This window comes from Actinomadura xylanilytica (genome assembly GCF_030283145.1).
Taxonomy (GTDB): domain Bacteria; phylum Actinomycetota; class Actinomycetes; order Streptosporangiales; family Streptosporangiaceae; genus Spirillospora; species Spirillospora xylanilytica.
In genome coordinates this window covers 363,530-383,722 of record NZ_JASNWE010000005.1, presented here as the reverse complement: position 1 = coordinate 383,722, position 20,193 = coordinate 363,530, and the positions used below count along the sequence as shown (strand labels likewise).

17 protein-coding genes are annotated in these 20,193 nt (G+C 74.1%); 14 read left to right on the top strand and 3 right to left on the bottom strand.

Features of this window, described 5'->3' with window-relative positions; all coding sequences use genetic code 11:
* Positions 1-143 precede the first annotated feature (143 nt).
* The 7 genes from QP090_RS31560 to QP090_RS31530 all read left to right on the top strand — a co-directional run bounded on the left by QP090_RS31560 (position 144) and on the right by QP090_RS31530 (position 9,853).
* Positions 144-1,649, top strand: coding sequence for a TldD/PmbA family protein (locus QP090_RS31560; RefSeq protein ID WP_285943292.1), 1,506 nt, complete (start codon positions 144-146; stop codon positions 1,647-1,649).
* A complete protein-coding gene (locus QP090_RS31555; protein ID WP_285943291.1) occupies positions 1,646-3,112 on the top strand; it encodes a metallopeptidase TldD-related protein in 1,467 nt (488 codons plus the stop codon). The genes QP090_RS31560 and QP090_RS31555 overlap by 4 nt, the downstream gene beginning before the upstream one ends.
* Positions 3,113-3,210: 98 nt before the next feature.
* Positions 3,211-4,608 (top strand): aminotransferase class V-fold PLP-dependent enzyme, encoded by a 1,398-nt coding sequence (locus tag QP090_RS31550; RefSeq protein WP_285943289.1) that lies wholly within the window; start codon positions 3,211-3,213, stop codon positions 4,606-4,608.
* On the top strand, positions 4,605-5,828 hold the full coding sequence (locus QP090_RS31545; RefSeq protein WP_285943288.1) for a DUF885 domain-containing protein: 1,224 nt from the start codon (positions 4,605-4,607) through the stop codon (positions 5,826-5,828). The genes QP090_RS31550 and QP090_RS31545 overlap by 4 nt, the downstream gene beginning before the upstream one ends.
* A gap of 16 nt (positions 5,829-5,844) precedes the next feature.
* Positions 5,845-7,299, top strand: a complete 1,455-nt coding sequence (locus QP090_RS31540) for an NDP-hexose 2,3-dehydratase family protein (RefSeq protein ID WP_285943287.1) — start codon at positions 5,845-5,847, stop codon at positions 7,297-7,299.
* Between the two features lie 56 nt (positions 7,300-7,355).
* Positions 7,356-8,582, top strand: coding sequence for a class I SAM-dependent methyltransferase (locus QP090_RS31535; protein WP_285943286.1), 1,227 nt, complete (start codon positions 7,356-7,358; stop codon positions 8,580-8,582).
* Positions 8,582-9,853 (top strand): hypothetical protein, encoded by a 1,272-nt coding sequence (locus tag QP090_RS31530; RefSeq protein WP_285943285.1) that lies wholly within the window; start codon positions 8,582-8,584, stop codon positions 9,851-9,853. The genes QP090_RS31535 and QP090_RS31530 overlap by 1 nt, the downstream gene beginning before the upstream one ends.
* Here QP090_RS31530 and QP090_RS31525 read toward each other — a convergent pair.
* Positions 9,825-10,814 (bottom strand): Gfo/Idh/MocA family protein, encoded by a 990-nt coding sequence (locus tag QP090_RS31525; protein WP_285943284.1) that lies wholly within the window; start codon positions 10,812-10,814, stop codon positions 9,825-9,827. The two genes, QP090_RS31530 and QP090_RS31525, sit on opposite strands and share 29 nt — an antisense overlap.
* A gap of 55 nt (positions 10,815-10,869) precedes the next feature.
* Positions 10,870-12,012 (bottom strand): nucleotide disphospho-sugar-binding domain-containing protein, encoded by a 1,143-nt coding sequence (locus QP090_RS31520; protein ID WP_285943283.1) that lies wholly within the window; start codon positions 12,010-12,012, stop codon positions 10,870-10,872.
* 279 nt (positions 12,013-12,291) lie between these two features.
* On the opposite strand from QP090_RS31520, the gene QP090_RS31515 reads away from it, so the two are divergent.
* The 4 genes from QP090_RS31515 to QP090_RS31500 all read left to right on the top strand — a co-directional run bounded on the left by QP090_RS31515 (position 12,292) and on the right by QP090_RS31500 (position 15,481).
* Positions 12,292-13,293, top strand: coding sequence for an ATP-binding cassette domain-containing protein (locus tag QP090_RS31515; protein ID WP_285943282.1), 1,002 nt, complete (start codon positions 12,292-12,294; stop codon positions 13,291-13,293).
* Entirely contained in the window at positions 13,290-14,156 is an 867-nt protein-coding gene (locus QP090_RS31510; RefSeq protein WP_285943281.1) for an ABC transporter permease, read from the top strand. Before QP090_RS31515 ends, QP090_RS31510 begins: the two co-directional genes overlap by 4 nt.
* 69 nt (positions 14,157-14,225) lie before the next feature.
* Positions 14,226-14,627 carry a nuclear transport factor 2 family protein gene (locus QP090_RS31505; RefSeq protein ID WP_285943280.1) on the top strand — a complete coding sequence of 134 codons (402 nt, stop codon included), beginning with the start codon at positions 14,226-14,228 and terminating at the stop codon, positions 14,625-14,627.
* 53 nt (positions 14,628-14,680) lie between these two features.
* Positions 14,681-15,481: an SAM-dependent methyltransferase gene (locus tag QP090_RS31500; protein ID WP_285943278.1), complete on the top strand. Its 801-nt coding sequence runs from the start codon at positions 14,681-14,683 to the stop codon at positions 15,479-15,481.
* 109 nt (positions 15,482-15,590) lie between these two features.
* Here the strand turns inward: QP090_RS31500 and QP090_RS31495 are convergent, their stop codons facing one another.
* Positions 15,591-16,499 carry a methyltransferase domain-containing protein gene (locus tag QP090_RS31495; RefSeq protein WP_285943277.1) on the bottom strand — a complete coding sequence of 303 codons (909 nt, stop codon included), beginning with the start codon at positions 16,497-16,499 and terminating at the stop codon, positions 15,591-15,593.
* Between the two features lie 98 nt (positions 16,500-16,597).
* On the opposite strand from QP090_RS31495, the gene QP090_RS31490 reads away from it, so the two are divergent.
* Genes QP090_RS31490 through QP090_RS31480 form a run of 3 tightly spaced genes read left to right on the top strand, consistent with a single transcriptional unit; the run spans position 16,598 to position 20,190 of the window.
* Positions 16,598-17,833, top strand: coding sequence for a cytochrome P450 (locus QP090_RS31490; protein ID WP_285943276.1), 1,236 nt, complete (start codon positions 16,598-16,600; stop codon positions 17,831-17,833).
* A 59-nt stretch (positions 17,834-17,892) separates the two neighbouring features.
* Positions 17,893-19,011, top strand: a complete 1,119-nt coding sequence (locus QP090_RS31485) for a nucleotide disphospho-sugar-binding domain-containing protein (protein ID WP_285943275.1) — start codon at positions 17,893-17,895, stop codon at positions 19,009-19,011.
* 9 nt (positions 19,012-19,020) lie between these two features.
* Positions 19,021-20,190 (top strand): SAM-dependent methyltransferase, encoded by a 1,170-nt coding sequence (locus QP090_RS31480; RefSeq protein WP_285943274.1) that lies wholly within the window; start codon positions 19,021-19,023, stop codon positions 20,188-20,190.
* Positions 20,191-20,193: the final 3 nt, after the last annotated feature.

Sequence of the window (20,193 nt, the reverse complement as noted above, 5' to 3'; positions counted from 1 at the left end):
TGGGCTCCATGACTATCCGCGGCGCCGGAGGGCTGTCAACACTACTGGCCGCACTGGCTTGAGATAAATATAGTTCTGGTCTGTACGGTCCGAACACAGTCCGGCGGCCGTCCCCCCGGCGCCGCCGCCACCGGAGGTGGCCGATGACGGAGCTGGACGCGGCGTTCGAGAGTCTGCCGCTGCACGCGATCGCCGACGCCGCGCTCGACCGGGCCGCCCGGCTGGGCGCCAAGCACGCCTCCGTCCGCGTGGGACGGGTCCGCGCGGGCGGTGCGCTCCTGCGGGACGGCGTCACGGCCGGGAGCCACGACACCACGCACACCGGCCTCGCCGTGTCCGTGGTGTGCGGCGGGACCCGCGGGTTCGCGGCCACCACCGAGCCGACCCCCGAGGCCGCCGCGCAGGTCACCGAGCGCGCGGTGGCGGTCGCCCGCGCCTGCGCCGCCCTCGGCGGCGACCTCGGAGAGCCCGCGGACGAGCCGGTCTACCCCGGGGCCGCGTGGTCGTCCAGCCATCGGATCAACCCCTTCGACCTTCCCCAGTCGGAGTGGGCGGCGCCGCTGGCCGAGTGGAGCCGGCGGCTCATGGCCGCGCCCGACGTCGTCCACGTGCACGCGAAGGTCAAGGTCACCCAGGAGAACACCTTCTACGCCGACCTCGCCGGCACGACGGCCGTCCAGCAGCGCGTCCGGATCCATCCGCAGCTACTGGCGCTGGGGGTGGACCCGCGGACCGGGCGGGCCGAGACCCTCCGCACCCTGGGGCCGCCGACGGCCCGCGGCTTGGAGTACCTCACGGGCGAGGGATGGGACTGGGACGACGAGGTCGCCGGGATGCCCGCGCACCTCGGCGCGAAGCTGCGCGCCGCGGCGGCCGAGCCGGGCCGCCACGACCTGGTGATCGATCCGTCGAACCTGTGGCTGACCATCCACGAGACCGTGGGCCACGCGACCGAGCTCGACCGCGCCCTCGGGCACGAGCTGGGCTACGCGGGCACCACGTTCGCCGCACCGGACCGGCTCGGCTCGCTGCGGTACGGGTCCGGGCTGATGAACGTCACCGCCGACCGCATCGCCGAGCACGGCCTGGCCACGGTCGGGTTCGACGACGAGGGCGTCGCGGCGCAGTCCTGGGACCTGGTGACCGGTGGTGTGCTGACGGGGTTCCAGACCGACCGGCGGAACGCGCGGATCGTCGGGGCCGAACGCTCCACCGGCTGCGCGTTCGCCGAGTCGGGGTCGCGCGAGCCGCTCCAGCGGATGCCCAACGTCTCCCTGCGGCCCGCGCCCGGCGGCCCGTCCACGGCGGATCTGATCAGCGGCGTCTCCGCGGGCATCTACGTCGTCGGATCGGGAAGCTGGTCGATCGACACCCGGCGCCAGAACTTCCAGTTCACCGCGCAGCGCTGCCACCGGATCAGGCACGGGCGGCTGACCGGCCAGATCCGCGACGTCGCCTACCAGGGCGACAGCACCGACTTCTGGGCGTCGCTGTACGCGCTCGGCGGCCCGGCCGACTACCGGGAGTTCGGCGCGGACCTGTGCGGCAAAGGGCAGCCGGTGCAGGCGGCGGCGGCCAGCCACGGCTCCCCCGCCGCCCTGTTCCGCGACGTCCGCGTCCTCAACGCCTCGCAGGAGGCCGCGCTGTGAGCGGCGGGCGCGCGGTGCGGGCGGGCACGCCCCAGGAGATCGCGGAGCGGGCGCTGGCGGCGAGCCGGGCCGACGGGTGCGCCGTGATCGTCGACGAGTCGGACGGCTCGCACCTGCGCTGGGCCGGCAACACCGTGACCGCCGCAGGACACGTCCGCGACCACCGGGTGACCGTCATCGCGCTGGCGGACGGGCGTGGTGGCACGGCCACGGGGGTGGTGACCCGGCACGGTGTGGACGGGCCCAACGGCACCGGCGGGGCGGACGGCGATGTGCTGACCGGCCTGGTCCGCGCCGCCGAGTACGCGGCGCGTCAGGGCGGCCCCGCCGAGGACGCCTGCCCGCTGCCGCCGGCCGGCGGCGGGCAGGGCTCGCAGGACTGGTCGGCGCCTCCGGCCACGCCACCGGCCGAGGGCCTCGGCATCCTGGCCGACGGCCTGCGGACGGCGATCGGGCAGGCGCGGGCGGAGGGCCGCCTTCTCTACGGGTACGCCGAGCACGGGCTCCTCTCCAGCTACCTGGCTACCACCTCCGGGTTGCGGCTGTGCCATGTCCAGCCGACCGGCCTGGTCGATCTGACCGCACGGGCCGAAGACGGCGACGCGACGTCCTGGACGGGCATGAGCCTGAGCGACCGCGCTCCGGACGAGCCTCCGCGCGCCGACCTCGCGGCGATGGACCTGCGGCTGCGGACGCGGCTCGGCTGGGCCCGCCGCCGCGCCGACCTGCGGCCCGGCCGCTACGAGGTGCTGCTCTCGCCCTCGTGCGTCGCCGACCTGATGCAGCACCTCTACGACGCGGCGGGCGCCAAGGACGCGCTCGACGGACGGTCGCCCTTCAGCGGCGATGGCGACGCTCACGGCGGCGGCCTGCGGATCGGCGCGCGGGTCGCCCCGGCCGGCCTGACGCTGAGCAGCGACCCCGGCGCCGCCGGGCTGGAGTGCGCGCCGTTCGTCATCGCCCGGTCCTCCGGCGACACGTCCTCGGTCTTCGACAACGGCCTGCCGCTGCACCCGACGAACTGGATCGCCGACGGGGTCCTGACCGCCCTGGTGCAGACCCGGCACACCGCCCGCCTGACCGGCCTGCCCGCCACGCCCCGGGTCGACAACCTGCGGCTGGACGGCGGGCCGGGCGGGCGCACCCTCGCCGAGATGGTGGCCGGCACCGAACGCGGGCTGCTGCTGACGTCCCTGTGGTACCTCCGAGAGGTCGACCCGCGGTCGCTGACGCTCACCGGCCTCACCCGGGACGGCGTGTACCTGGTGGAGAACGGCGAGATCGTCGGGGCGACGCGCGACTTCAGGTTCAACGAGAGCCCGCTCGGAGTGCTCCAGCGGACCGTCGAGACCGGACGCACCGAACGCGCCCTCCCCCGCGAATGGGACGACGGGCTCACCCGGGCGGCCATGCCGCCGCTGCGCGTCGGCGACTTCACCGTGTCGGCCGTCAGCGGCCGGTGACCTCCGGTCCGGGCACCCATGACAACACTAGACTTTTTTAAAGTGACTTCTTAGAGTGAGGCTGAATTCGTCCTCCTGCCCCCTGAACGGAGGGTGTCATGGACAGCAGCGGAACAGACTCGGCGATCGTCGAGATGGCGCGCCGGCGCACCGAGGCCGAGGCGGCGTCCACCGGCTCCGGTCCCCGGCCCCCGGCGGAATGGGCCGCGCACGTCCCGTCCGGCCCCCTGGAGGACCCGTCGAACTGGCGGGCGCTGCGCGCGCTGTTCCCCCTGGACCCCGAGCTCGTGCACCTGAACGTCGGAACGCTGGGGTCGACGCCGCGTCCCGTGCTGGAGATGCTGCGGACGGCCGACGCCGAGTACGCGCGCTACCCCCGCGACCCCTACCCGCCGACCACCTTCAGCGAGCCGCGGGCCGTGCTGGCGCGCTGCTACGGCTGCGACCCCGACGAGATCGCGATCGTGCAGGGCGCGACCGACGGCAACGCCCGGATCCTGAACGGGCTGGAGCTGGCCGAGGGCGACGAGGTCATCACGACCACGCACGAGTGCTACACGATGCAGGCCCCGCTCAACGTGCTGCACAACCGCCGCGGAGTGGTGGTGAAGAAGCTGACGCCGCGGCTCGGCCCCGACCAGTCGGCCGAGGAGATCGTCGAGATGTTCGAGGCGGCGATCACGCCCCGCACCAAGGTGATCGAGTGGGCGGCGGTCACCTTCACCGTCGGCACCACCATGCCGACCAGGGCGCTCGCCGAGCTGGCGCACCGGCACGGCCTGATCAGCGTCGTCGACGGCGCCCACCTGCCGGGACAGTTCGACATGGACCTGCACGAGCTGGGCGTCGACTTCCTCAGCGGATCGGGCGCGAAGTACCAGTGCGGCCCGATGGGCACCGGGATCGTGTACGCGCGCAACAAGGTGCTGCGCGAGCACAACCCGCTGCCGCTGCCGGCGTTCTGGCCGGTGATCTCGCTGTGGTACCCGATCGAGGGCGAGCTGCCGCCCCGGGCGACGGGCCGCGAGCCGACCTACGACATCGGCACCTTCCTCCAGAAGACCGGCTCGGCCGACCTGTCCCGCGGGCCCGCGCTCCAGGCCGCCGCCGAGATCTGGGAGCACATCGGCAGGGACAACGTCCAGCGCTACGTGCACGGGCTGTGCGACCGGCTCAAGGAGCGCGTCGTCGACCGCTGGGGGGCGGAGTCGCTGTTCAGCCCGCTGAACGACCGGCGGCTGCACTCGGGGATGGTCGCCTTCCAGCCGTTCGCCGACCCGGCCGACGCGGTCGACCCGGCCAAGTTCATGGAGTTCGAGGAGCGGATGGAGAGCGAGTACGGGGTGAACCTGCGCTTCACCTTCTTCCCCGTGCGCGGCGCGTCCTCCGAGCGCTACGCGATCCGCCTCGCCCCGCACCTCTACAACAGCCCCGAGGAGATCGACGGCGCGGTCGACGCGATGATCAAGCTGACGGACGAGATGGCCACCCGGTGACCCGCACGCCGGACGAGCCCGTGGTGCGCGACTACCTGCTGCTCGGGCTGCGGCTGGGCCGGCTCGTCGACGGGTTCGTGGACTGCTGGTTCGGCGATCCGGCGCTGGCCCGGCGGGTCGCCGCCGAGCCGGCGCCCGACCCGGCCGCCTTGGCCCGCGACGCGTCCGGGCTGCTGCGCGCGCTGGACGACAGCGGCCTCGCCGAGGACCGCCGGCGGTTCCTGCGCGCGCAGGTGCGGGCCCTGGAGTGCTCGGCGAACCGGCTGGCCGGTGCCGGGACGACCTTCCTGGACGAGGTCGAGGCGTACTTCAACGTGGAGATCGGGCTCGCCGACACCGGCCGCTACGCGGAGGTCCACGATCAGATCGCCGCGCTGCTGCCGGGGCCCGGGGACCTGCGCGCCCGGCTGATGGCCCACCACGACCGCGACCGGCTGCCACCGGAGCTGCTGGGCCCGGCGCTGCGCGCCCTGTCGGGCGGGCTGCGCGACCTGGTCGGCGCGCGGTTCGGTCTTCCGGCGGACGAGACCGTCGAGTACGAGGTGGTCGGCGACAAGCCGTGGAACGCCTTCAACCGCTACACCGGCGGGTTCCGCTCCCTGGTGACGATCAACGCGGACGCGGGGCACGGCATGTCGGCGCTGCCCCACCTGGCGACCCACGAGTGCTACCCGGGCCACCACACCGAGCACTGCGCCAAGGAGGCCGGACTGGTCCGTGCCGGAGGCCACGGCGAGCAGGTGATCTCGCTGGTCAACACCCCGCAGTGCCTGATGGCCGAGGGCACGGCCGAGCTGGCCCTGACCGCGGTGATGGGCGAGGGCTGGGGCCCGTGGACGGCCGGGATCCTCACCGGGATCGGCGCCCGCATGGACGGCGGCCTCGCCGAGCGCCTGCTGCCGCTGACGGCGCGGCTGCTGGCGGCCCGCCAGGACGCGGCCATCCTGCTGCACGACCGCGGCACCGACCCCGACGCCGTCGTCGCCTACCTCCAGCGGTGGATGCTCGTCAGCGAGGAACGGGCCCGGCACATGGTCCGGTTCCTGACCGATCCCCTCTGGCGCGCCTACACCGTCACCTACATCGAGGGGGCACGGCTGGTGGGCGCGTGGCTGGCCGCCCGTCCCGCCGGGCAGTCCGTCACCGAGCGCTACCGCAGGCTGCTCGACGAGCCGCTGCTCCCCGCGACGCTGTCGGCGGACCTCGCCGCCGCCTCATGACGATCGCCGCCGTCTCATGACGGCCCGCCCGGCCCCGCTCCGGATCGCCCGGTCCGCGCTGTGCCGGGACGGCGGAGCAGGCCGGGACTCCGGGAACGGGCGGGCCGCCGGGCCGGACGGCGTCCAGGCGTGGCTCGACCAGGCCGCGCTCCGGACCCACATGGAGGTGACGCGGGTCCCGCTGAGCGGGCTGGCGGCCTGGTCCCGCGATCCCGGCACCGGCGACCTCGGCCACCGCAGCGGCGGCTTCTTCACGGTCCGCGGGCTGGAGGTGGACCATCCGCTCGGGCCGGTGCCGCACTGGAGCCAGCCGATCATCGACCAGCCGGAAGTCGGGATCCTCGGCGTCCTGGTCAAGGAGTTCGGCGGCGTCCTGCACTGCCTGGCCCAGGCCAAGGTCGAGCCGGGCAACCTCGACGGGCTCCAGCTCGCCCCGACCGTCCAGGCGACGTACAGCAACTACACCCGGGTGCACCGCGGGCTGCACGTCCCCTACCTCGGGTACTTCCTGGACGTCTCCCGCCATCACGTGATCGCCGACGTGTGCCAGTCCGAGCACGCGGCCTGGTTCCTGCGCAAGCGCAACCGCAACATGGTGGTCGAGGTCGCCGGCGACGTCGAGGCGGCGCCGGGCTTCCGCTGGATGACGGTGGGGCAGCTGCACCGGCTCCTCACCCGCGACGACCTGGTCAACATGGACCTGCGCTCGGTGCTGTCCTGCCTGCCGTTCGCCGGCCCGGACGTCCGGGCGGCGTTCGGGGCGCGCGGCGACGGGTTCCGGGCCGCCCTCACGCGGTCGTGCGACGCGGCCGGGCGCGCGCTGCACGGGGACGCCGAGATCCTGCGCTGGATCGCCGAGACCCGCGCCCGTACCGCCGTCCGCACCCGGCGGGCGCCGCTGGACGGGCTGCGGCACTGGCACTCCGGCGACGACGCCGTCACGCACGAGAGCGGGCTGTTCTTCGACGTGATCGGGGTGGAGGTCGAGGCCGCCGGCCGGGAGGTGGGCCGGTGGGCGCAGCCGATGCTCCGCCCGCACGGGACGGCCGTCGTCGCGTTCGTCGTCACCCGCATCGACGGCGTGTTGCACGCGCTCGTCCACGCGCTCGCCGAACCCGGCTCCATCAACGGCGTCGAGCTGGCGCCGACCGTGCAGTGCACGCCGGAGAACCACGGCCACCTGCCCCCGTCCGCCCGTCCCGCCTTCCTGGACGAGGTGCTGCGGGCGGGGCCCGACCAGATCAGGTTCACGGCCCGCCTGTCCGAGGAGGGCGGACGTCTCTACCACGCGCGAGGCCGCTATCTCATCGTCGAGACGGAACCGGGCGGCCGGTGGGAGCGCCCCGGCTACCGCTGGCTGACCCTGCGCCAGCTCGCCGCGCTCCTGCGCCGCGGCCACTACGTCAACGTCCAGGCGCGCAGCCTGGTCACCTGCCTGTTCAGCCTGACCGGGGACACGGCGGTCGCATGAGCGCGGCCGTCCGCCCCGCCCGGGAGCCCGCCCCCCAGCCACGAGGACTGTCATCGATGAAGAGATGCCGTATCTGCGATGGCCCGGTGCGCGAGACGCTCGACCTCGGCCGCCAGCCGCTGTCGGACGCGTTCATCGACCCGACGGCCCCGCCCGGCCCGGGCGGCGAGTTCTTCTTCCGGCTCGGCGTCGGGGCGTGCGAGTCGTGCACGATGGTGCAGCTCGTCGAGGCGGTCCCCAGGGAGCGCATGTTCCACCACGACTACCCGTACCGCTCGTCGCGCTCGGACCGGATGCGCGAGCACTTCGAACGCACCGCCCGCACCCTGCTGGACGGGGTCCGGGCCGGCCCGGACCCGTTCGTCGTCGAGATCGGGTGCAACGACGGCGCCATGCTCGCGGCGATCGACACGGCGGGCGTCCGGAGCCTCGGCGTCGACCCGTCCGGCCGGGCGGCAGCGGTGGCCGCCCGGAACGGCCTGCGCGTCCGGACCGACTTCTTCGAGGAGTCCTCGGCGGCCTCGATCCGCGCCGCCGAAGGGCCCGCCGACCTCATCTACTCGGCCAACACCATCAGCCACATCCCCTACCTCGGCTCGGTCTTCCGCGGCGTGGACCGGCTGCTCGCGCCGGACGGCCTGTTCGTCTTCGAGGACCCCTACCTGGGCGACATCCTGGACCGCTCGGCCTTCGACCAGATCATCGACGAGCACTTCTACTTCTTCACCGTCCGCTCCGTGCGGGCCACGGCGCGGCGCTTCGGGTTCGAGCTGGTCGACGTCGAGCGGCTACCCGTCCACGGCGGCGAGATCCGCTGCACGGTGGCGCGCGCCGGCCGGCGCCCGCCCGCGCCCGCGGTCGCGGCGCTGCTGGCCCGGGAGGACGCGCTCGGCCGCACCAGCGGCCCCGCCTTCCGCGGGCTGGCGACCGCCGCCCGGCGCATCCGGGACGATCTCCTCACACTGCTGCGCACGCTGCGCGCGGACGGCCGGCGGGTGGTCGGGTACGGCGCCACCGCCAAGAGCGCCACGGTGCTGAACTACTGCGGCATCGGCCCCGGCCTGGTCCCGTTCGTCTGCGACTCCACCCCGGAGAAGCAGGGCAGGCTGACGCCCGGATCGCACCTGCCGGTGCGTCCGCCCGCCGCCTTCTCCGACCCCTACCCCGACTACGCCGTGCTGTTCGCCTGGAACCACGCCCAGGAGATCATGATGAAGGAGCAGGCGTTCCACGCGGCCGGCGGCCGGTGGATCCTGTACGTCCCCGACGTCCACCTCGTGTGATGGCCGCCCAGTCGCTCCTCGACGGCGCCGCGCTGCTCGGGGCGTGCGTCGTCGCCGCCGGGGCCCTGCTGCGCCCGTTCGCGGGCGTCCCGTCCCGGACGGTCTCGCGCGCCGTCACGGTCGCCGCCGCCGTGACCGTCACGTGCACCCTCATGGCCGTGCACCGCCCCCTCATCGCGATCCCGCTCGCGGTCCCGGCGCTGCTGGCCGCCCTCACGCTGGACCGCGCGCGGTGGGCTTTCGCGTTCGGGCTGGCGACGGCCGCGACGCTGATCGCGACCGTGACGGTCACCGCGATCACGCGGTCCGGGCCGGTCGAACCCGGCGTGCCGCTGCTGGCCGCCGCCACGGGCGACCGCGGGCCGGTCCTCGTCGTCCCGCACCGCCCCGGCTGGAACCTCGTCCACGTGGGCGCCGCCGCCGAGGTGGGGACCGACCGCGCCCGTCTCCGGGCCGCCGTGCCCGTCCCCGGGACGAACGGACGATGGGCGATGGTGCGGCTGCCGGACGGACCGGGCCGGCTGTGGATACGGCAAGGCGGCCGAGTCTCCTCCCAGCCCGTCGACACCGGCCGCACGACCGCGTCCGGCATCACCTGGAACGACGGCCCCGAATGCGCGAGCGCCGCCCTCGGCGGCCTGGCCGCGGGCCGCGCCGAGCCCCTGCGGGCCTGCCCGGCCGACGGGCTCGACGCCCGGGACGCGGCAGCGCTGCGTGCCACCGTGCGCTTCATCGCGGCGCGCCGGGCCCGCTCCATCACCCTGATCGGCGACTCCTCGCCCCGTTCGGCGGCGGCGGCGCGGGCCGTCCGGGCGGCGAGCGGCGCCGCGGGGATCACCGTGGCGGACCGGCCCCGGCCGGAGCAGCCGATCGTCGTCGTCTCCGGCTGGTCCACCGCTCACACCCGGCTGCGCGACGTCGCGAAGGGCCGGCTGCCGGGCGCGGGCGCCTACCTCGCGCCGTGGCTCCTCGCCGCTCCGCTGCTCACCATCCCGGCCGGGCAGCTTCTCCCGCTGCGCTTCTCCCCCCGTGACGAGCTGCCGCTGCGCTACGCGACCGCGCTGGCGGAGCGGTTCCCCGGCGAGCCGCCCACAAGCGCCGGATATGACGGCTGGCTCGCCGCGAGAGGGTCCGCGCCCGCCGACGAGACACGCCTGTACGCCGCATCGGTGGTCCGGTTTCCGACACCGGGGGGCGGCGGCCACGCGCACGGGGACTGGGGGTGGCTGCCCGAGGGGACGGTCACCGCGGTGTCAGGTCCCCTGAAGTGATCGCGCGGACGGACTCCATCAGCGCCACGCCCCGCACACTGGCCTCCAGCGCCCCCGCGTCCCCTCCGCCGCCGCGCACCGAGGCGACGAAGACCTCGAGGGTGTTGAGGTAGTGGTTGCTCGGCCGGAGGGTGAGGGTCTCCTCCCGGTCCTGCCGCTCGATGCGGACGACCGGCTGCCAGGTCTTCGGCGGCGTGAACGCGCGATCGACGATGATGCGGCCTCGGCCGCCCCACAGCTCGTAGCGGGACCGGTAGAAGTGCTGGAAGCCAAAGGTGAGATGGGCCGCGGCGCCGTCCGAGCCGCGCAGTAGGACGTCGCCGCCGATCTCGACGCCCCGGGCCGCATCATGGTGCAGGACCGCGCCCGCCACCTCGAGCGGTGCGCCGAGATAGGCCATCGCGGCGTGGATCGGATAGAAGCCGACGTCCATCAGCGCGCCCCCGCCCAGCTCGGGGGCATAGCGGATGTCGTCGGCGGGCCGGGGCGGAATGGCCATCGCCGCGGTGAACACCCTCAGCTCGCCGATGACCCCCTCGGACACCAGCCGGCGGACGGTCTCGTGCTGCGGATGGTGGACGAACATGCGGTTCTCCATCAGCCGGAGATCATGGCTCCCAGCCAGGGCCACCAGTTCGTCGGCCTCCCGCACGCTCGTCGCCAGGGTCTTCTCCACCAGGACGTGCTTGCCCGCCTCTAGCGCGCGGCCCGTCCACTCGGCGTGCATTCCGGTCGGCAGCGGAATGTACACCGCGTCGATGTCGCCGCGGCCGAGCAGCCGCTCGTAACCGACCACCGCCTCGCCCCCGAACCGGTCGGCGAACCGGCGGGCCCGCGCCTCGGTCCTGCTGGCGACGGCCACGAGCCGCGCGGACGGGCACTCGGCCAGGGCGGGCAGCACATGGCGCCAGGCCACGTCGGCGCAGCCGACGACTCCGAACCGAAGCGAGCGCTCGCACATCGCCCGGATCTCCCTTCCCGCGATCGGACCGGGCGGCCGGCGCCGCCCGGCGTGCTCATCCGGAGAGCGCGAGGTCGAGCAGCCTCGGGACCATGGCCGCCGGAGAGGGCAGCGCGGCCGACTCCGCGCGGACGTCAGCGGTCGCCTTCCGCAGGCTCTCGTCGGTGAGCAGCCGCTCCAGAGTCGCGGCGGTCACCTCGTCCTGGAGGGTCACCAACCCCACGCCACCCTTCTCCACCGCCGGGGCCAGGGTCTTGTGGCCGAGATAGCGGGGATCGAGCGCGACGAGCTGCGGCACGCCCGCCTCGACGGCCGCCATGGCGGTGCCGCCGCCGCCGTGGTGCACGACCGCCGCGCAGGTCGGCAGCAGCAGGTCGAGCGGGGTCCAGCCGATCGGCACGACGTTCGGCGGCAGCTCGCCCAGCGGCGCCGGATCGGCGTCGCCCAGCGCCAGCAGGAAGTCGGCGTCGGTCCGCCCCGCGGCGGCGACCGTCGCCTCCAGCGGGCCGAGCCCGTGCATCCCGGGCCGGATGCCGCCCATCGTGATCACCACGCGCGGGCGGCCCGCCGGCTCGGGCAGCCGCTCCCCCACGACGACGCCGCCCGTGTAAGGGACGTAGCGCATGTACGCGCCCTCGGGCTCGGGAAAGGGCAGCATGCTCGGCGGGACGAATTCCAAGGTCATCGCGGGATCGGGCAAAGCGGCGATGTCATAGCGGTCGAGCACATCGGTCAGCTGCGCCGCGGTCGCCGCGTGCAGACCGCCCGTTCGGATGGTGCCGAGATTGCGCTGGACGGCGGGCACTCCGATCCGGGCGGCGGCGATCAGGCCATAAGGGGCCGATTGTTCGAACACCACCAGATCGGGGCGCCACTGTTCGGCCAGCTCGACGGTCCGCTGCACGAACGGCCGGTTAAGCACGGCCACCCCGGGGGCGAGCGGCGACGGGTCGTCGCCCAACGGTTCCAGCCATCGCCGGACCAGCTCCGGCCGGGCCGTGAAGATCTCCGCCAGCAGTTCGTTCCCGCTGGTGCCGGGCGCGGCGTCGATGATCTGGAGCCCGGTCCCGGCGGCCTTCCCGGTCTGCTCGGAGAAGGTCATCAGGACCTCGTGGCCGGCCGCCCGGAAGGCCCACGCGAGCGGCGCCAGCGCGAACACCTTGCTGAGCGGCGGAGTGGCGGCGAACAGCACGCGCATGGCCTGGCCATCCTTCCCGGATACCGAAACTCCCAGCGAGAGTACACTAATCATTATTCAAGTCAATGAGGAACATTTGCCGACTTGACCGGCTTATCACTCCACCGCGAAGGCGTTATTTTTAAGGCCCCCGATCACCTTTACGGTGCGCCGGATGCGGGCACGCATCGCTGTTGCTACTATCTTTTCAGATAGCCAAGGACGCGTCCGCCGAGTCGCCGGAGCACAGCGCGAACCCGGCCGCCGCGCCCGCTCGTCCACGTCCACCGGGAGGACGGCTTGGATTCCCGCACCGATCTCGCCATCGAGACGTCGGGCCTGGTCAAGGTCTTCGGTGAGACCCGCGCGGTCGACGGCGTCGACCTCGCGGTGCGCGCCGGCTCGGTGCACGGCTTCCTCGGGCCGAACGGCGCCGGCAAGACCACCACGATCCGGATGCTCGCCACGCTGCTGCGCCCGAGCGCCGGCCAGGCCCGCGTCTTCGGGCACGACGTGGTGCGCGAGGCCGACACCGTGCGCGGCCGGGTGAGCCTGACCGGCCAGTTCGCCTCCGTCGACGACGATCTCAGCGGCGCGGAGAACCTCGTCATGCTGGCCCGGCTGCTCGGCCACCCGCGGGCGCGGGCGCGCAGCCGCGCCGAGGAGCTGCTGGCGGCCTTCGACCTGACCGAGGCGGCGGGGCGGCCCGCCAAGAAGTACTCGGGGGGCATGCGCCGCCGGCTCGACATCGCCGCGAGCATCATCGTCCCGCCCGACCTGCTCTTCCTCGACGAGCCGACCGCCGGCCTCGACCCGCACAGCCGCAACCACGTCTGGGACATCGTCCGCGCGATCGTCGCGGCCGGCACCACCGTGCTGCTCACCACCCAGCGCCTCGACGAGGCCGACGAGCTGGCCGACCAGATCGCGGTGATCGACCGAGGGAAGATCATCGCCGACGGCACCGCCGCCGAGCTCAAGGCGTCGGTCGGTTCCAGCGCGGTGCACGTGCGCCTGGCCGACCCCGGGCGGCGCCCCGACGCCGTCCGGGCGCTGGGCGAGACCCTCGGCGTCGCCGTGCACACCGGCTCCGACCCGGCGACCCTGACCGCGGGCGTCCCCGTCGACACGGGCTCCGACGGCGGCGAGCGCGTCGCGCGGGCGCTGGCCGAGCTGGCCCGCTCCGGCGTCGCGCTCATCGACTACACCTTCGGCCCGCCGAGCCTCGACGAGGTCTTCCTCGCGCTGACGGGGCACCGCGCCGACGACGCCGTCGCCACCGGCGAGGAGGACGCGGCATGAGCCAGAGCACCCCGACCACCACCACGCTGAACGGCGGCGGCGCCGACCGGCCCTCCGTCGACGAGGCGCTCCGCGCCGCTCTCGACGCGGGCCCGCGACCGCCCCGGCCGGGCGCCGTCGCGGCCTCGCTGACCTTCTGCAGGCGGGCCCTGCTGAAGGTCAGGCACGACCCCCAGCAGCTCTTCGACGCCATCGCGTTCCCGGTCATGGTGACGCTGGTGTTCACCTTCCTGTTCGGTGGCGCGATCGCCGGCTCCACCCACGACTACGTGCAGTTCCTGCTGCCCGGCATCGTGGTGCTGACGGTGGTGATGATCAGCATGAGCACCGGGGTGGCGCTGAACACCGACATCTCCAAGGGCGTCAACGACCGGTTCCGCTCGATGTCGATCTGGCGGCCGTCGGTCCTGGTCGGCGAGCTGCTCAGCGACACCGTCCGCTACCTGATGGCCTCGACCGTGGCCGTCCTGCTCGGCCTGGCGCTCGGCTTCCGCCCGCACGGCGGGTTCGTCGGCGTCGTCGCCGCGCTGGCGCTGATCCAGGTCTTCGCCTTCAGCCTGGCCTGGGTCTGGACGGCGCTCGGCCTGGTGGTGCACCAGCCGCAGACGATCATGACCCTGAGCGGGCTCGGGGTGTTCCCCCTGCTGTTCTGCAGCAACATCTTCGTCTCGACGCGCAGCATGCCGGGCTGGCTCCAGGCCGTCGTCAACGTCAACCCCGTCACCCGCACGGTGACGGCGGTGCGCGGCCTGATGAGCGGCTCGGTCACCGCGACGCAGATCGGCACGGCCTTCCTGGCCTATGCCGTGCTCATCGTCGTCTTCGGGTCGCTCACCGTACGGCTGTACAACAAGGAGCGCTGACCCGCGCGACGCCACCGACCCCGCGGCGCGGAGCACGTCCCGCCGCGGCCGAGCCAAGGAGGTACCCGCATGTCACACCCCAACCTGGAGATCATCGACCGGTTCTTCGCCGCCTACGGCGACCACGACCTCGAGGCCCTCGGCAAGGTCGTGGCCGAGGACGTGCAGTGGCACTTCCCCGGGCGCAACCCGCTCAGCGGCACCAAGAAGGGCGTCAAGGAGGTCGTCGCCTTCTTCGACGAGATGGGCAAGTACAAGGTGCGCGGCGAACAGTACGTCTCGGGCGTGAACGACGGCGCCGTCATCGAGGGCCAGCGCACCTGGAGCGTGGAGGAGGGCGTCGACTACGAGATGGAGTGGTGCGTCGTCTGGAGGTTCGCCGGCGGCCGGATCGTCTCCGGCACCCACTTCTGCGCCGACCAGTACCGGGCCGACGAGTTCTTCCAGGACCGGGCCGCGGCCCTCGGCTGACGCCGGGCGCCGCCGCTCTCCGCCCCCCCGTCCCTCCGGCCTGGAGCGCGCACATGGACCACCCGACATCCGAACCGGCGACCGCGGAACGGGCCAGCGTGGCCCGCGTCTACGACTACTACCTGGGCGGCGACCACAACTACCCGGTCGACCGGGAGTTCGCCCGCAAGATGATCGAGACCGTGCCCGAGGCGCCGGTGGTGGCCCGGCTGAACCGCGGCTTCCTGGGCCGGGCGGTCCGGTACTGCGCCGAGGCCGGGATCAGGCAGTTCCTCGACATCGGATCGGGCATCCCGACCGTCGGCACCGTCCACGAGATCGCGGAGCGGACGCGGGCGGGCTCCCGGGTGCTGTACGCCGACGTGGACCCGACCGCGGTCGCCTACGGCCGCGACATCCTGGCCGGCCACGACCGGACGGCGATGGTGCGGGGCGACCTGCTCGACCAGGACGGGCTGCTGTCCACGCCCGAGGCCGCCCGGCTGCTCGACTGGAGCGAGCCGATCGCGGTGCTGATGCTCGGCGTCCTGCACTACGTGCCCGACTCCGGCGACCCGCTGGGCCTGGTCGCGCGCTACCGCGACATCATGGCCCCGGGCAGCCGCCTGGTCCTGTCGCACGGGACCGACGAGGCCATCCCGCAGCACGTCAAATCAATGACCGACCTGTCGCAGGACCGGCAGAGCGCCGCCTACATGCGGACCCGCCAGGAGGTCGCGGGCTTCCTCGCGGGGTTCGAGACGGTCGACCCGGGCGTGGTCTTCCTGCCGCAGTGGCGCCCCGAGCCGGGCGACGAGCCGGGCATGCCGAAGGCGCGGGTCATGGCCTACGCCGCGGTCGGCCGCAAACCCTGACGGCGGCCCGGGCCGGGGCACCACGCGGTGCCCCGGCCCGGGCCCGCCAGATCGGGCGCACACCGGACCAGGCTCACCAGACCGTGGGCGGTCCGGCCGCCTGTGGCGGTCACTCCGGCTTGTCTCCGCTGACCAGGAGGATCTCGCCGGTGGGGCGGACAGGGCCGTCCGGGAACGCCTTGGCGAAGGTCCGCTCGGCGTCCTCATCGATCGCCCGCCGCGTCTCGTCCGGCAGCGACGACAGCAACTGGATGAAGGGCCCGGCCGTCTCGGTGAACAGTGCCCACGCGGCGGCCGGATCCGGGGCCTCGAAGATGGGCGCCTCGAACACCTCGGTGCGCACGCCGGTGAAGCCCGCGCCGGTGAGGAGGCCGGCGAGGTCCGCCGGCGACGACAGCGCCACGGGCCCGTCGCCGTCGTCCCCGCCGGTGGGCAGCGGTACGTGCCGGGACACGATTCCGTTGGTGAGCTGGAACGGCATGCAGCGCTCGGCGGAGCCGAGCGTCATCGCGACGAAGCGGCCACCGGGCCGCAGCGCGGCCAGCACCGCGTGCACGGCGCCCCGCCTGTCGGGCATGTACTGGAGCCCGGCCCGGCAGGTCGCGACGTCGAAGCCGCCCGCGGGGACGCCCAGCTCATGCTCGCCGGGGATCGTGCGGAACTCGACGTTGGCCGCGCCGAGTTCGGCCGCCAGCGTGCGCGCCTCCGCCACCATCGGCCCGCTGAGGTCCAGGCCGAGGACGCGGCCCTCGGGCCCGACCAGCCGGGCGAGGTCGAAGGCCGGGTTGCCGACCCCGCAGGCCAGGTCCAGTACGCGCTGACCGGCCCGGGGTGCGGCCAGGCGCAGCATCCGCTCGGTGATCTCCCGGCCGGGCTCGGTGAAGCTGGTGCGGTGGCGCCGCCAGGCCGAGGCGCACAGCGCCCACTCCACCCGCTGCCGCTCACGTGCCGCCTCCATGGTCATCCGGCCTGCCTCCTCGTTCGGGACGGGTTGCTCGATCCCTGCAATGCTAGACATTTTTCAAGTGAATGGATAATGTTCGGATGTCGTGATCCGACGGCCGGGCCGAGCGCGGAGACGGAGGCCCAGACCGGGCGACTGACAGGAGTTCCACGGTGGACACCCTTCACGATCAGGCCATCCCGGACGACCAGGCCGAGCTCGTCTTCTTCCGGATCCTCCAGAATCCGGTGGACGAGGATCCGGCGGAGCATTATCGCTGGCTGCACGAGAACGCTCCAGTTTTCTGTACCGAGACCGGCATGGTGGTGCTGTCGCGCTACGCCGACGTCGACGCCGCCCTGCGCGACCGGCGGCTCGGCCGCGGCGAGGAGTCGGTGCAGCACCTCACGAACCTCCCCCCGGACCTCCTCGAACCGGTGATGGCCCGCTGGAAGCGGACCATGGTGTTCGCCAACCCGCCGCTGCACACCCGGATGCGCCGTCCGATCGCGTCCGCCTTCACGCCCTACCACGTGGAGCAGCTCAGGAAGACCGTCCGCGACACCGCCCGGCGGCTGCTCGAAGGGCTCGCCGACCGGCCGGGGGGCGATTTCGTCCGGACGGTCGCCTCCCCCCTCGGCTCGGCGGTGGTCGGCGACATGCTCGGCGTCCCCGAGCGGGACCGGGCCGAGCTCGCCCGGCTGTCGCCCGAGTCGATGAAGGTCTTCGACCCGCTCACCGCGACGGACGACCTGCCGGCCGCCGCCGCGGCCGAGATCCGCATGGCCGACTACTTCGCCGAACTGCTGGCCGAGCGGCGCCGCGAGCCCCGCGACGACATGCTCACCCGGCTCGCCGCGGCAGCGAGCGACGGGACGCTCGAAGAGGTCGAGGTGGTGGCGGCGTCCGCCAACCTGATGAACGCCGGCAGCGACACCGCCGTGAACCTCATGAGCAACTCCATGGCCATCCTCCTGTCGCATCCCGACCAGCTCGCGCTGCTGCGCGAGGATCCGGGGCGCATCCCGCGCGCGGTGGAGGAGCTCGCGCGCCTCGATCCGCCGCTGAACCTCAATCCGCGCACGGCGCTGACCCCCTGCACGGTGGCCGGCGTCGAGCTCACCGCCGGGCAGATCGTGATCGGGATCCAGGGCGCGGCCAACCGCGACCCGGAGCGCTTCACCGATCCCGACCGCGTCGACGTGACCCGCGACGAGGGCCCCTCGCTGTCGTTCGGCGGGGGCGTCCACTTCTGCCTCGGGGCGCACCTCGGCCGGCTCGTCCTCGCCGAGCTGCTGGCCTGCCTGGTGACCGACTTCTCCGCGGTGGAGCCGGCCGGGCCGGCGCGGCGGCGGCCCGGCCACAACCTGCGCGGGCTCAGCCACCTGCCGGTGAACCTCCGCCGCTAGCGCACCGAGACCGGGACGCCGGCGCGCCGAGGCCGGGGGACGGTCCAGAAGGGCGAACGATGCGTGTGCTTTTCCTGTCCACCCCGCTGGCGAGCCACCTGTACCCGATGGTCCCGCTCGCGTGGGCGCTGCGCGCGGCGGGGCACGACGTGCTCGTCGGGACGACCGGGCCCGCGCTCCAGGTGGCCGGCGCCGGCCTGCACGTGATCGACTTCGACCCGCGCCGGGAGTGCGCGTCGGTGGCGCAGATCAACGCGGGCCGGCCCGACCTGGTGACCGCGCGCGCGACGCGGGTGGCCGACGGGCGCCCCCTGCTGGTCGAGGCGACCCGCCGCTACGCCGACCAGATGATCGCGACCGCGAAGCTGTGCCGGCCCGACCTCGTCGTGCACTCCCAGTTGCAGGGCGGCGGGCCGCTCGCCGCCGCGAGCCTGGGCGTGCCCGCCGTCGAGCACGGCTCCAGCCTGCTGCGCACCGACGACTTCTACGACCGCCTGCCCGAGCTGATCCCGGAGACGTTCGCCGCGCACGCGCTGGACGGCCTGCCGCGGCGCGCGGCGCTCGACGTCGCGCCGCCGAGCATGGTCGCCGAGCAGCCCGGCGCGTGGCCGATGCGGCACATCCCCTACAACGGGGGCGGGCGGCTCCCCGAGGAGCTCGCCGGCCGGCCGCCGGGGCGCCGGATCGCGGTCACGATCGGCACGTCCATCATGGCCCCCAACATGGCGCCGCTCCTGGCCCGCGTCTTCGAGGTCGCCGGCGACGTCGACGCCGAGTTCGTGGTGCTGCTCAGCGGCGTCGCCGGCGATGCCGAGCACGACGCGAAGGTGCCGCCGAACGTCCGGATCATCCGCGACTGGGTGCCGCTGCGCCCGCTCCTGGACGGCTGCGCGGGGATCGTCCACCACGGCGGGGCCGGTTCCACCCTGGCCGCGCTCGACGCCGGAGTCCCCCAGCTCGTGGTGCCCTCGGGGGCGCCCAACTTCCTCCAGTCCGACTCGGTGCGCGAGCGCGGCGTGGGGCGCACCGCCGAGGTCGGAGAGCTGGACGCGGCCCTGGTCGAGGGGGTCCTGGACGACGCCGGGATCCGCGCGGCGGTGGCCGAGGTCCGGGCGGAGATGGCCGCGCTGCCGTCCCCGGTCCAGATGGTGCCCCGGCTCGCCGAACTCGCCGCCTGAGGCGGCGCCGTGCAGGAGCGGGCGGACGTGCGGCCGGGCGGGGCGCTGGCGGGCAGCACCGCCGCGGCGCTCACCGACGTCTCGATCTTCCGTGCGGCGGCCGGGGTCCGGCACCGCGTCGGCGTCGAGATCGCGGGCTGCCGGTATCCGATCTCCCCGGTGTCGGCCGGATTCCTGTCCCTGCACGCGGACCTGTTCCCCGCCGCCCACGACGTCGCCACCGACGCGCTCGGCATGGGGCGGCCGGTGGTCCTTTCGGGCGATGGTGCCGAGGCGGCGGCGCGGCTGACCGCGGCGGTCGGCGGCAGCAGGTGGATCCGCGCGCACGGCCCGGAGGAGGTGCACTTCGTGGTGCCGGCCCGGTTCGTCCGCGACCGGGCCGCGGCGCTCGGCCGCCGCCTGCCGCGCCGCCCGCCCCGGCCGGACGCGCCGCACCAGCACCTCACCGCCGTCGGGGTCGGGCCCCGCCCGCTCGGGACGCAGGCCGAGATCCTCGGCGTGCTCGACCGGGCGGAGGCCGTCGTCGCGACCGACTGGACCTACGCGAACACGCTCCCACGGCTCCTCGGCGCGCCGCTGCCGAGGGGGCCCGGCCGCCATGTCGTGCCGTACGACATCACCGACTACGACGCGACGATCAGCGGGGTCGACGACGTCCTGACCGCGTTGCAGGGCTCCGGGGTGCGCGAGGTGGCGCTCCTGGTCGAGGGGAACCCCGACACCTACGACGTGCTCGACGGCGTCCGCCTCGACCGGCGCCGGCTGCACGTGGTGCCCGGCGTTCCGATCGCGCTGGTCGCGGCCGCGGAGTTCGGCGCGCGCCTGACGCCGAGCCCGTTCGCCTCGCAGCTGGCCTACCTGTCGGGGCTGCCACTGCGGCACGAGCAGACGCCGGCCGAGCTGCGCGTGGAGCTGGGCCGCTACCTCGCGGCCGGGGTGTCCTGCGTCCTGGTCGAGATGACGTTCGGCGATCTCGGTCTCGCGGTCCAGGCGGCGCGCGCGGCCGGCCCGCCCAAGGTCCTCGCGCTGCTCACCGACCGCTATTCGCCGGACGCCCGCGAGATGGTGGCGAGCGCCGCCTCCCCGGACCAGACGCGGGCGCTGCTGGAGCAGGCGAAGGGGACGCTCAGCACTCTGCTGATCTTCGACGCCCCGGCCGGCGGCGGCGGGGGCGGGTGAGCC

Excerpts from the sequence above, each read along its gene's own strand:
- QP090_RS31550 (WP_285943289.1), top strand. The coding sequence starts at position 3,211 with ATGGACAGCAGCGGAACAGACTCGGCGATCGTCGAGATGGCGCGCCGG.
- QP090_RS31530 (WP_285943285.1), top strand. The coding sequence starts at position 8,582 with ATGGCCGCCCAGTCGCTCCTCGACGGCGCCGCGCTGCTCGGGGCGTGC.
- QP090_RS31510 (WP_285943281.1), top strand. The coding sequence starts at position 13,290 with ATGAGCCAGAGCACCCCGACCACCACCACGCTGAACGGCGGCGGCGCC.
- QP090_RS31495 (WP_285943277.1), bottom strand. The coding sequence starts at position 16,499 with ATGTCTAGCATTGCAGGGATCGAGCAACCCGTCCCGAACGAGGAGGCA.
- QP090_RS31505 (WP_285943280.1), top strand. The coding sequence starts at position 14,226 with ATGTCACACCCCAACCTGGAGATCATCGACCGGTTCTTCGCCGCCTAC.
- QP090_RS31535 (WP_285943286.1), top strand. The coding sequence starts at position 7,356 with ATGAAGAGATGCCGTATCTGCGATGGCCCGGTGCGCGAGACGCTCGAC.
- QP090_RS31560 (WP_285943292.1), top strand. The coding sequence starts at position 144 with ATGACGGAGCTGGACGCGGCGTTCGAGAGTCTGCCGCTGCACGCGATC.
- QP090_RS31500 (WP_285943278.1), top strand. The coding sequence starts at position 14,681 with ATGGACCACCCGACATCCGAACCGGCGACCGCGGAACGGGCCAGCGTG.
- QP090_RS31520 (WP_285943283.1), bottom strand. The coding sequence starts at position 12,012 with ATGCGCGTGCTGTTCGCCGCCACTCCGCCGCTCAGCAAGGTGTTCGCG.
- QP090_RS31525 (WP_285943284.1), bottom strand. The coding sequence starts at position 10,814 with ATGTGCGAGCGCTCGCTTCGGTTCGGAGTCGTCGGCTGCGCCGACGTG.
- QP090_RS31540 (WP_285943287.1), top strand. The coding sequence starts at position 5,845 with ATGACGGCCCGCCCGGCCCCGCTCCGGATCGCCCGGTCCGCGCTGTGC.
- QP090_RS31485 (WP_285943275.1), top strand. The coding sequence starts at position 17,893 with ATGCGTGTGCTTTTCCTGTCCACCCCGCTGGCGAGCCACCTGTACCCG.